Here is an 11,107-nt window from a genome sequence, read left to right as displayed (position 1 = left end):
AAAGCGCTTCTTCATGTTCGTCTTCTTCTCCGAAAACGAACTTTACTAAACTCCGGCCGGCCCTGTTTGCCGGGGGCAGGTCATCTCCTCCAAACAACAGATAATGCAGATCACTAAAAGCGTCAACCTGTTCTCTAGCGACCTGATTAAAAAGCGCCGTTGTCAGAAATAGTATTGTCACCCTACTCTGCTTGAGTTTACAGGCTAGTGCGGAAGGAGAAAGCAGAATATCTCGGTCGATAACCTCGATGCGTGCTCCATTCAACAAAGGCGCCCAAATTTCGAAAGTCGTCGCATCGAACGCCATGTTCGACGCAAATGCAAAGCACGCTTCCGGCTCGACCTGTACGTAATCAGTATTTCTGACCAGCCGGACCACGCCTTGGTGATGCACCATTACCCCCTTTGGCATACCGGTGGAGCCCGATGTATAGATCACATACGCGAGATGCCGGGACGTGAGCGCGGGCACCGAGGGATTCGTCTCAGCTTGCTCCGGCAGTGTGTTAGGATCGAGCACCGTACGATCAGCCAAGGCCACCTCACCCAGGGCTGCCCGGCCTGACGCATCGGCCAATACAATCTCTGGCGCCGCATCCTCTAAAATATGCGCGAGCCGCTCACCAGGATACGCTGGGTCCAGCGGCACATAACCTCCTCCGGCTTTCAGGATCGCCAGCAGTCCCACTACCATCGCTGGGGAACGCTCCACACAGATTGCCACCCGCGCATCCGGCTTCACGCCCAGTCCGATCAGTTCATGCGCCAAGCGGTTCGCCTGTGCATTCAACTCCGCATAGCTGAGGGCTTGGTCTTCATAGACTAGCGCTGTCGCCTCGAATGTGCGCTCCACTTGCGCTTCGAACAGTTGGTGGATACATTGGTGGGCCGGATAGTCCTGCTGCGTCGCGTTCCATTCGACCAACAGCCGATGCCGTTCCTCCGCATCCAGCAAATCGAACCCGCAAATCGGCCGCGTTGCATCCGCAGCCAACGCTTGCACGAACCGAACAAACCGGCGCTGATGTGCCTCGAGCTCTTCTGCTGTGTAGCATGCGGGATTCGCATTAAAGTCAATCCGACATTGAGAGTTATTGGGTGTCCAATAAACGCCGAGCATCAGATCGTCAACCGGACCATTGAGCAGGTTATGGTTCGTAGACGGATACCCATCGAACGATAAATCGTAGTCGAACGGCATTACGTTGACTGCGGCACCGAATAGCGCTTGCCCTGGCGGCAGTCCCAATCGACGCCGCAGCGCTTCACTCGGGTAGCGCTGATACCGGAAGCCGCGCTGGATCTGCGCAGCTTGCTGTAGTAATGACGACAGGTTCATTTCCGGCTGCACCGTGAAGCGCAGCGAAATATCGTGCGCCAGTGTACCGGGAATATGCCGATCCGTGCCCAGGCGGGCCGTCACGGGAAAGCCCAGCACCACGTCCTGCGCACCGGTCAGCCGGTGCAAATACGCGGCCAACGCAGCGGTGAGAAGCTGCGCCAGTTGGCTCACATCCGACGCAGCGTCGCCTAGCGCTTGTGTCGCCACATACGCTGTCTGGCGTAGTCGGTGCTGTAAGGCCGATGCGGCACGGCTCGCCAGCGTCGTGGGCTCGGGCCAATTGGCACAGTGCTTAAGCCAATACGCTTCGTCTCGCTCTCGTTGAGCAGAGGTCTGGTACTGTGCATCGCTGTTCAACAGCTTCAGAACCGAACCCAACGCGCACGGCTTTGGCTCCCCGCCCGCACACATTGCGCTGTATACGTGCGCGACACGTTGCGCGATTAGATACTGGCCTAACCCATCCATAATGATATGGTGATAGCGCTGGTACCACATCCATTGCGCGGGCGCCACTTTCAACAACGCATAGCAAAAAAGCGGTCCCTGCATCAGATTCACCGGCTGCTGATAATCGGTGCGCATCCACGCCTGGGCCGCTGCCTGAGGATCCGCTTTCGCCGTGAGGTCCAGCACCGGCATTGACCATGCGGGTGCACCGATCCTCTGCCGCAGCCCGTCATCGCTGTCGATAAATTGTAAGCGTAGAGTGTCGGCCTCATCGATCACTTGACGCAATGCCGCTTCAAAGACGGTCGCATCAATCGCCCCTTCGATCACCGTGTACTGTGCAATGTTGTACACGGGGCTGTCTGGATGCAGCTGCTGCGCGAGCCAAATCTCCGTTTGGGCAGCGGATAATGCATACGTAGTGGGCATGATGCTAGCATCCATAACACAGCTCCGGTTCAGGCGACTAAGCAGCCTTATTTTTAATAGATGTACAAATTAATATTAACATCACATTCATAATCTCTCGTTACTGCTTAGTAACCACTACGACTTTCATAACACGTCGCGTACAATTTCTAGCGTGGCGTCATTGGGTTCAGTATTGGGTACTGCTTCATTTTCCCGCCAAACATCACTTTTATTTAGCCATACAGCTACGGCAACGCACCCGTTTACTGACCTATTAACTCGACGGTAACTGCTTCACGTTTCGCAAGCACTGTGCCCGACTGTCATGAGCCGCTACAAAGTTTCAGGTAAACGCAACGCTTAGCACCGGGTTAAAAGACTGTAAAGCACTCGCCATGATGCACTCTCGCCTATTATATTTGCTTAAAACGATAGGTTTTGAACAAAAGAAACGATAAGGCCAAAAATTGCAACCAGAAGCTACACGATCACTCACGAGATGGATGAAGTACGGCTTAAGGTCGTGCCCCAGGTCACCGGTCGTGATCAGCACAGCAAAGCTGAGCTAGCAAAATTAAAACTTTGATATCGCCCATCATGACCGTACTACCGCTAATGGACAAGTAGCGTCGGTATCCTGAACCGCCCCGGGTTTTGTGGAGGCGCCAACTCTTGAGAAAATTGAGTCATGAACAAGAAGCCAAACAAGTTTCCCCGGAAGTGCGAGAGCGCGCCGTGCGCCTGGTACGCGAGCAACGTAGCAAACACCCGTCGATGTGGGCGGCAGTCGAATCGATTGCACCGATGATCGGCTGCACGCCGCAGACGCTGCTGGATTGTGTCAAACGCGACGAGCGCGCCCGTGGGAAACGCGATGGCGTGAGCACGGCCGAACGTGAACGCATCAAGGCCCTGGAGCGCGAGGTCAAAGAACTGCGTCGAACCAACGAGATTCTCAAGCTGGCGAGCGCGTTTTTCGCCCAGGCACAGCTCGAGCGCCGTTTCAAGTCCTGAAGGCCTTTATTGATCAGCATCGCGGCACCTTCGGGGCCGAGCCGATCTGCAAGGTCTTGCGGATTGCCCCGTCCAACCAAACCAAAAACCGGACATTTGTATTTAGCCGAGGGCTGGACCTTTTAAGAAGGCTTGGACACAGGCTCGTAAGCCATTCTGCGCGTCATTAGATAGCGGACGAAGGGGGACAACGGTGCGACAGGAACAAGCTGCGCCGGCGACGCGCCGTCACGCCTGGTAGTGGTAGCGGCAGGAGATGACGCTGATCTGGAAATCGTCTGCCTCATACACGAGGCGGTTCGTGTCGTCGATGCGGCGGGACCAAAAGCCGGAGAGGTTTGCCTTCAGTGGCTCCGGCTTGCCGATCCCCTCGAACGGCGCACGCTGTGCTTCGCGAATGAGCTGGTTGATGCGTTTGAGAGTCTTGCGGTCCTGTCCTTGCCAGTAGACGTAGTCCTCCCATGCGTCGGGCGTAAAAAGCACGCGGCGATCGCTCACTCAGCATCCTCGGCCAGCTTGCGCTCCGTTGCTTTGCCCTTGCGCAGCTGCGCGATCGAGCGCTCGAGGTGGCCGACATTGGCCGGCGAGCGCAGCAGGTGTACTGTCTCCATCAGGCTGTCATAATAATCCTGCGACATGATGACAGCATTGGGCGCATCGCGACGCGTGACGAGCGTCACGTCGGCATCGTCGACAACCTGGTCGATCACGGTTTTGAGGTTACTGCGTGCATCCGAAAAATGAATTGTACGCATTGGGTTACTTTCAATGTACGATAAATTGTACAAGTATAGCAACTTGGGCTGGACATGTATATGAGCCAGTGAGAGCAGTGGCCCGGGTCCGGTTCAATCGGGACGAGGATTCCTCGATGGCGTGACCCTGAAGCCTGGTGCCCCCAGTGCACAGTCCATGCGTGCGCCACCTGGCGCATTTGTCGCTCAAAACGGATAGATGATGGGCGGGGCGGTCAATACCGCCCGGCAAGTACAGCTTGCGGCTACGCCGCGCTCTCGACCACCTTAGATAGCGCAATGTCCGGCTCGCCCGGCTGAGCACCGTGATCACGCATCTGGCGGTGAGCGACCCAATCGCCACATTTGATGGGCGTGCGCCCTACCGTCGAAGCTGCATCAACAGGATAGAACTGGCACGGCAACAGCCTGCCGTTGAGTTGAACCTGAATCATGTTGCGCTGAAATTCGAGCGGATGGTGCGGAAATACCGCCTCGATCTTATCCAACACTGGTAACAGCGTCTCGTCGATTTCGAACACGTCGCCGTAGACTTCACCGGCCCCTGTATCGGGCACCAAACCCGGGTACGCGCCGAGGTCGTACAGCGTGCCTTTCACGCTGCCTCGGCCGAGCCAGCGCGGCTGCGGGAGGCCGCTTCGTTGGGCGGCGCGGCCAATATCGTTGGCCTCGTTCTCGCGCAGTGTTCCGTAGACAAAGACGTTCAGCATAATGGTCTCTCTCGCTCAAGTTAGCTTCGTGGTGAAGACGAGGATGCCATCCGCATCCCCATAGATCCACTCGCCCGACCGGGTCGTGACGCCAGGGAGCACGACGGCAACGTCCCGTTCGCCGACGCCCGTTTTGGGCTGCGCTGTGGGTGCACCGCGAACGCGCGGATGCCGATTTCGCATGCGTTCAACTCGCGTGTGTCCCGCACCGCGCCATAGGCGAGGATGCGTCAACACAGGCCCAGCGAATGCGCTCGCCCGCCCGAAGGCGCGGAAGACTAGCGCCAGCACCCGCAGCGTGCCGGTGGCCAAGCTGCCTTCATGGGCGTCGCACAGATCCGGGGCGGCGAACGTTGTCATCGTATCTCCTGGAATAAGAGCGGCCCGATGCCGTTTGCACGCCATGGATTTTCACCAGCACGGGCGCACGGCCGGGCCGCTCGCCCCGTAGCATAGTGCGCGTGCCAAGACAGTGAATTCATTCAGGCGGATGAAGCTAAAAAACGGCCACTCAACGCATGAATCGGCCGGCTAGTGTCGGCGCGTGTCCGCGTATGCCATACGCGGCACCCGGAGACCATCATGACATTGCTTATCAGCGGGCCAAATTGCTGCGAAACTGCGCCATTATTTCATTTTTGTTTGTGCCGTTGTTAGCGCCATGCTCTCTGCCGACATTCCGGTCCTGAGGACCGACATTGCGTCGCATCACGCGCCGACCCGCGGTCATCCAATCCGGGTTCGGTCCCGGCCCATGCCAGCCGGTCATGGTTTTGCGGGCCATACGCATCCGTGGGCGCAACTGACCTACTCGTCGCGCGGCGTGTTGCGCATGACCAGTATGAACACCACCTGGATTGTGCCGCCGTCGCGCGCCGTGTATGTGCCGCCGCACGTGCCACACCAGGTCGCCGTCATTGAGGACGCGTTCCTGCGCACGATCTATATTGACGGATCCGCGTGTCCGGTGGGGCTCAGCGGATGCCGGGTTGTCGAAGTTTCGCCTTTGATGCGCGAGGTGATTGCGGCGCTCGATGCACGCGAGCTGCCCAGGCGGCGCGAAGTGCTGCTGTGCGAGTTGCTGTTGGACGAAATGATGCGCTCCCGGCCGCTGCCGCTTGGCGTGCCGCTGCCGACCGAGAAGCGCCTGCGGGGGCTGTGCGAGGCCGTGCTGGTCGATCCCGCGCATGCGCAAACGCTCGAGATGGTAGCCGCGCGGGCGGGCGCCAGCGTGCGTACCATTGCACGGTTGTTCCGGCAGGAACTGGGCGTGAGTTTTTCGCAATGGCGACAGCAGGCGGTACTGGCTCGCGCGATCCCGCTGCTCAGCCAAGGGTATCCACTCGCGCGCGTGGCTCGTCAGTTCGGCTACCAGAGCCAGAGTGCTTTCTCGGCGATGTTTCGTCGCGCGTTTGGCGAGAGCCCCCGTGCATTCTTCACGCGGCAGGACGGTGTGTCCGGTGCGTGCGAATCCCAAGTCTTCGAACCTGACGAGGTAGCCGGGCCGATCGGCTCAACCTGGCCGCCGGCACCGTAGCCGACGATTTTAAAGGATGTCTAATCGATCGGCGGTGCGCGGAATCAATCCGGCGGTGATGCTGGACTGCCGCAGTCAGGCAACGCGCTCCATCTGCTTGATCATTCCGAAGTCGGCAAGCTGTCCCCCGACGTCCTGATAGCCGCGCCGCGCATCCAGTCTTGTGACGGGGTTGTCGGCGAACACATGCAGACGCAATATCCTTAGGCAACGCCGGCGAGCCCACGCGTGCACGGTTTCTAGCAGGAACGTGCCACCGCCCGCACCGCCGACTTCAGACGCCAGTTGCAGGTCGCGGATATGCAGTGCATCCTCTTCGTTGCTGATGTGCAGCACGCCGATGCGTTAGCGGTCCCGTTCGACAATGTAGTTTTCCAACAGCCACCAACTGGTCAGAAACAGGTCGGCGTGCCATGTCAGACCATGGCGGCGGCGATAGTAGACACCCATGTTCGTGCACGTGAGTGCCTCGGCGAAGTCGAAGTCTTCCAGCGTTGCCGCACGCAATGTACAGTGAAATGGAATACAGGGCGGTACGGGCATGACGGTCAACCAAGCGGCACGGGCCTCACGGTACGACATCTGCGCACCGTCGTGCAATCGGGGCTGGGCAGGACCTTGGGCGCGAACCAAATGATGTACCGTGCGCTATGGCGCCCACTCGGCCATTGGCAGACTGCTCAACGATGTCCCGCGCCTACCAGTCGTGACCCGAAACTGCCTTGACGGCGCGCAGAAAAGCCGATTGCGTTTCGCGGGGATAAGCCAGGTGGAAAAAAGCCCAGGCGGGGCGCCTGGGCATGCCGTCCGTCGCCGGGCGGTGGAGGTAATGCAATCAGTGTTATTAAGCGCGCGTGAACCGTCGGCCGGTTGCGCCCGGCCGCTTACTGGCCGAAGTAGACCGAGTTGACCTCGTTTGCCGGTTCACGCGGTGACACGGCGGCATTGCCTGCGCCGCTACGCGAGGCCCCGGTCGCGACACCCCCGACTGACGACGTTTGCTGCGCGGACAGGCGCGCTTCTGCCGCCTGGATATCGGCCGGGTAATACGGACTTGCGAGACCTGGCTGATAGCCAGCCTTTTCGAGCTGGGCCAACTCAGCCTGCACTTGAGCACGGGTCAACGGCGCGTTCGCCTGAGCGAAGGAAGCAATCGGCACAGCGAAAACCGAAGCAGCCACGGCCGCATAGAACATGGACTTCATTATGAACCTCCGCACTATTATTGAGGTGTCCCGCCAAATTGCTTGGGACGACAATTGCAGTCTAGAGATTAAGTTTTCTAGGGTAGATCCCTATTTTTGCGACACTAAATTAGTTTTTTCGAAACAATTGCAGGTCCCGATAAAGCCGCACGATCTGCTCGCCGACCACCGTGAGATCTGCTCGCTGACCGCCGTGAGTGTGCAGCCTCGGTAATCACCCCGTTATCCGCCCTGCTTCGAGACGGTCGCCGGGGACTTCAGCGACTGATTCAACTCGTCGAGCAACCGCCATGCGCACCGATAGGACATGCCTAGGCTGCGCGCGGCGGCCGAGATCGAACCGTGCATGGGCACGGCTTCGAGCAATGCGATCCGATCCTACCGGGACCGATGGCGACGGTATCCCCGGTGCGGATACGCATCCACTTGCCGCGAGCGTGGCGTGGCTGCTGGCGAAGGCTTGGCCATGGACCTTGCGACGTATCTCGCACGTGAGGTGTCCCGCTTGCGACGTAGCCCTCGTCCGACGTGCCGGGGGCTTGACCGCGAGCGGATTCGCTGACCGGCCGTCGCTTCACGACCGAATCTGCGCGCCGCGTGCCTTCAGCAGCTCGCGCAGAATGCTGCGGTGACAACGGCTTTCGTCTTCGCAATAGCAGCCGATCGAGAAATTTGTCGACTTGGAAAGCGCGGCGAGCACGTCCAGTACCTTGCTGGCGTCACCGCTGTTCATGGCGGCACGAAAGCTACGGGCGAACGCGTTCCATTCGGCTTGACCGTGCGCCGATTTCGCCTGCGCCACGCCGTCTGCATCCGGCGACAGAATCGGCAACCACACGTCATAGTAGTCGCGTCGGGCGAATTCAGCCTTGGGCACGCCGCGTGGCGGCCTGCGCACCGTGCCGATGCGCAAGCCCTCGTCATCGGCGCGCGGCGAGCCGAGTTGCACGATTCGTATGCTCATCGCTCACTCCTATTGTGTTGGTGTGTCATCCCGCGCGCCACAAACGCGTCAATGGGCCGTGGGCACCGCCCAATGGATCACTATCCGGCACCGCCAGCGAGCGCATGGCTTGCACCGCGTCCTCCGGCAATGGCTCTCGGCAGATGCCCCACTGCTGCCCAGCCGGATAAGCACCCACTACCACCAGGTCTTCGCTGGCCGACAAGCAGCGGTGGCCTGTGCCCGCTGGCAGCACGAGCACGTCGCCACGCTCCAGTTGCACCTTGCGTGCGCCGGGGCCGCCCAACTCGACGCTGGCCACGCCCTGCGCGATGCCCAGCGCCTCGTGTGCGGTCGAGTGAAAGTGCGGGAAATCGTAGATGCAGCCCCGCCATCGCGGTGGCCAGCCATAGCGGGCAAAGGTTGCCTCGAAACACGCCGCCAGATCGTACTCATACGGACTGAGTCCTGCACGGTAGAGCAGCACCGGCAAGCGATCGTTGTTCGGTATCCAGTCGTTCGGTGGCAACATGAACGCTTCGGGCGTGGGCACGGGGGCGTACGATACGCCGGGCGGACGCGCCGAGGTTGCGCCGCCGCGGCGGACATGGCCGTCGCCCTCGGCGCCGAAGCCACGCGGCGCGCGGCGCAAGTAGAAAGGACGTGGCATAACGGTGCTCCTTCAAGTCTGCGTCCGCTCCGGTTTTCTACTCAGCGCACATCGCCAGCGTGGATGCGCGGTCCGTACCAGGTCGCGGCTCTAGCCGGCGCGGCCTGCATGAGTGACCTTGCACACCGGACTGCAAAAGCTTGCGTCCACTGGCGCAATTGTCTGCTGGACTGATCCGCATCGGCCTCGCACGGTGCCCATTGCACCGCGGTGAGCACGATGCCGCTTACCATGTAACGCCTATAATGCGCTTTTCTGCATTTCATCGCTTGTGGATTATCACCGTGGCACGCCGCAGTGCGGCATCTTGGAACACCGTCGGTTCGTCGCCACGGCCGGCGGCTCGCATCGGTACTGCTCGGGCGAGCCATGCCAGCAACACGATGGAGCGCGCAAGATAAGTGCCGCACAGCCGCATGCGCGCTGGTTGTCGTATATCGGGGACTCGTCCGTTAGCGTGGCGGCGTGCCGAACAACGCCGCGATGCGCTGCTTGAGCATTGGCAGCACCTGGTCGCCGAACCACGGGTGGCGCTTGAACCATAATTGGTTGCGCGGCGACGGGTGCGGCAGTGGCACATACGCTGGGGCGTACTCGGCCCACGCGCGGACCGTCTCAGTCAGCGACGACTTGCGCCGTGCGCCGAGGAAATGGCGCTGCGCATATTGCCCAATTAACAGGGTCAACTCGACCCGTGGCAAATGGGACAGCAGCTGTTCAAGCCACAATTGCGCGCATTCCGGTCGCGGGGGATTGTCCCCGCTTGCACCCCGACCCGGGTAGCAGAAGCCCATCGGAATGATCGCGACGCGAGACGTATCGTAAAATTCGGCCTCGGTCATGTCGAGCCAGTCCCGCAACCGCTTGCCGCTGGCGTCACTCCATGGCACCCCGGACGCATGAACTTTTGCTCCCGGCGCCTGGCCGACGATCAACAGACGCGCATCGCGGCTGGCCCTGACCACCGGCCGCGCGCCGGCCGGCAACTGCGTATCGCAGACACGGCATGCGCGCACGTCGCGCAGCAACGTGTCCAGAGATGCATATCGGAGATGGGGCTGCACGAGCTTCATACCGCTTCAACGCACATCAAATCAGACCAGCGGGCAGCATACACCTGAGGCGGGCCCCGCGCCATCGTCGCGTGCCAGCGATGCGTCATCGTGCCAACATGCCGACCAGTGTGTCGCGTAGATCAAGGCCTCGAACCGATCGTCGGCGCGCATTTTTTTATTATTTATATTCCACAAGAATCTCACGGTACGGAGTTGTGCCAGTGTTGCGCGTCTTATGGGTTGCGGGTACTTGAATGCCGTTTCCGATCTCTGAAAGCACCTCAAGATAGCCGTTATCAAGCTTTAAAGAGTAGACTGCGCCCGTCGGTACGTCGAGCGTTCCAAGATCCTTTCCATCTTCATCAAAAATCTGTAGAACCGCGCCCTCGATAGTGTACCACATGTAGTCGTGTTCATGCGTGTGGAGCGGGGAGAAAGCACCGGGCTCAAGAGTAAAGTTCCAGACAATAACTTTGCTATTCTCAAAAACCTTTTCACTACCAACGCCTGCCATGGTTGCCTCCTTGAAAGCATCGGACTTTAATCGACTTCATTCTGACATACTCGCTGCCACGAGTAACGCCGCATGTACCATATTACATATCTCATAATAGACTCGATTGCATGCCTTTCCCAATCCGCCCGCATTCAGCACAGTACACGCGTCTTTTCGAGTACGCGTCCCGCCTTGGCGATGTAATCTTTGGCCGTCATGCTCATAGCGGAGTGCCCTCGTGACGAATGTTCTTGGTATCCACGCGTGCACTACCGTTACGACCTCAATCGCGGAAGCTATGACGCGATAGACAACCACGTAGGTGACGCGCCAAGGGCTGAGCCGGCTTAGCGCAGGATTTTTCCCCAAATTCTAAAACCACTCCTAGATATCCACCGATAAAGCCTATGTCCGGCACGCGAACGCGAGCGCCGCGGCAATGGCCATCGCGGCACGGAACGCGGTCACGAAGGCGGCGATAGAGGGCCCCAGGCTACATCGCAAGCCTGGCCCCATGCT

At 59.6% G+C, this 11,107-nt stretch carries 12 protein-coding genes, 3 pseudogenes and 1 other annotated feature; of the genes and pseudogenes, 2 read left to right on the top strand and 13 right to left on the bottom strand.

Annotated features, from left to right (window positions below; translation table 11 throughout):
- Window positions 1-2,236: AMP-binding protein (locus tag KPG66_RS15320; protein ID WP_237071349.1), on the bottom strand; the 2,236-nt coding region annotated here is incomplete at its 3' end.
- A 639-nt stretch (window positions 2,237-2,875) separates the two neighbouring features.
- Here KPG66_RS15320 and KPG66_RS15315 point away from each other — a divergent pair.
- Window positions 2,876-3,291, top strand: a pseudogene (locus tag KPG66_RS15315) (IS3 family transposase); the annotation flags it as partial.
- Window positions 3,172-3,288: a sequence feature (AL1L pseudoknot), on the top strand. (Overlaps the previous pseudogene by 117 nt.)
- Window positions 3,292-3,445: 154 nt before the next feature.
- Here KPG66_RS15315 and KPG66_RS15310 read toward each other — a convergent pair.
- From KPG66_RS15310 to KPG66_RS15295, 4 genes and pseudogenes are all read right to left on the bottom strand, one after another.
- Window positions 3,446-3,715 carry a Txe/YoeB family addiction module toxin gene (locus KPG66_RS15310; protein WP_013428562.1) on the bottom strand — a complete coding sequence of 90 codons (270 nt, stop codon included), beginning with the start codon at window positions 3,713-3,715 and terminating at the stop codon, window positions 3,446-3,448.
- A complete protein-coding gene (locus KPG66_RS15305) occupies window positions 3,712-3,972 on the bottom strand; it encodes a type II toxin-antitoxin system Phd/YefM family antitoxin (protein ID WP_041754717.1) in 261 nt (86 codons plus the stop codon). The genes KPG66_RS15310 and KPG66_RS15305 overlap by 4 nt, the downstream gene beginning before the upstream one ends.
- Before the next feature lie 245 nt (window positions 3,973-4,217).
- On the bottom strand, window positions 4,218-4,682 hold the full coding sequence (locus KPG66_RS15300) for a gamma-glutamylcyclotransferase family protein (RefSeq protein ID WP_237071348.1): 465 nt from the start codon (window positions 4,680-4,682) through the stop codon (window positions 4,218-4,220).
- Window positions 4,683-4,697: 15 nt separating this feature from the next.
- Window positions 4,698-5,042, bottom strand: a pseudogene (locus KPG66_RS15295) (S-adenosylmethionine:2-demethylmenaquinone methyltransferase).
- A 301-nt stretch (window positions 5,043-5,343) separates the two neighbouring features.
- Here KPG66_RS15295 and KPG66_RS15290 point away from each other — a divergent pair.
- Window positions 5,344-6,219, top strand: coding sequence for an AraC family transcriptional regulator (locus tag KPG66_RS15290; protein WP_237071347.1), 876 nt, complete (start codon window positions 5,344-5,346; stop codon window positions 6,217-6,219).
- Window positions 6,220-6,294: 75 nt separating this feature from the next.
- Here the strand turns inward: KPG66_RS15290 and KPG66_RS18105 are convergent, their stop codons facing one another.
- The 8 genes and pseudogenes from KPG66_RS18105 to KPG66_RS15255 form a co-directional block, all read right to left on the bottom strand.
- Window positions 6,295-6,555, bottom strand: coding sequence for an acetyltransferase (locus tag KPG66_RS18105; RefSeq protein ID WP_422393289.1), 261 nt, complete (start codon window positions 6,553-6,555; stop codon window positions 6,295-6,297).
- Window positions 6,556-6,564: 9 nt separating this feature from the next.
- Complete coding sequence (locus tag KPG66_RS18100) at window positions 6,565-6,801, bottom strand: acetyltransferase (RefSeq protein WP_370645103.1); 237 nt, start codon at window positions 6,799-6,801, stop codon at window positions 6,565-6,567.
- A gap of 302 nt (window positions 6,802-7,103) precedes the next feature.
- On the bottom strand, window positions 7,104-7,424 hold the full coding sequence (locus tag KPG66_RS15280) for a DUF4148 domain-containing protein (RefSeq protein WP_041754716.1): 321 nt from the start codon (window positions 7,422-7,424) through the stop codon (window positions 7,104-7,106).
- 225 nt (window positions 7,425-7,649) lie between these two features.
- A pseudogene (locus KPG66_RS17800) lies at window positions 7,650-7,846 on the bottom strand (winged helix-turn-helix domain-containing protein); the annotation flags it as partial.
- Between the two features lie 152 nt (window positions 7,847-7,998).
- A complete protein-coding gene (locus KPG66_RS15270) occupies window positions 7,999-8,388 on the bottom strand; it encodes a DUF488 domain-containing protein (protein ID WP_013428552.1) in 390 nt (129 codons plus the stop codon).
- A gap of 25 nt (window positions 8,389-8,413) precedes the next feature.
- A complete protein-coding gene (locus tag KPG66_RS15265; protein WP_237071345.1) occupies window positions 8,414-9,037 on the bottom strand; it encodes a cupin domain-containing protein in 624 nt (207 codons plus the stop codon).
- A gap of 452 nt (window positions 9,038-9,489) precedes the next feature.
- Window positions 9,490-10,110 (bottom strand): uracil-DNA glycosylase family protein, encoded by a 621-nt coding sequence (locus KPG66_RS15260; RefSeq protein ID WP_237071344.1) that lies wholly within the window; start codon window positions 10,108-10,110, stop codon window positions 9,490-9,492.
- A 160-nt stretch (window positions 10,111-10,270) separates the two neighbouring features.
- A complete protein-coding gene (locus KPG66_RS15255; protein ID WP_237071343.1) occupies window positions 10,271-10,606 on the bottom strand; it encodes a hypothetical protein in 336 nt (111 codons plus the stop codon).
- Window positions 10,607-11,107 lie beyond the last annotated feature (501 nt).

The organism is Mycetohabitans sp. B2 (assembly GCF_021733735.1).
In the GTDB taxonomy this organism is placed as follows: Bacteria; Pseudomonadota; Gammaproteobacteria; order Burkholderiales; family Burkholderiaceae; genus Mycetohabitans; species Mycetohabitans rhizoxinica.
Note: the sequence above shows the minus strand (reverse complement) of the source record. Positions and strands in the feature narration are given on the sequence as shown.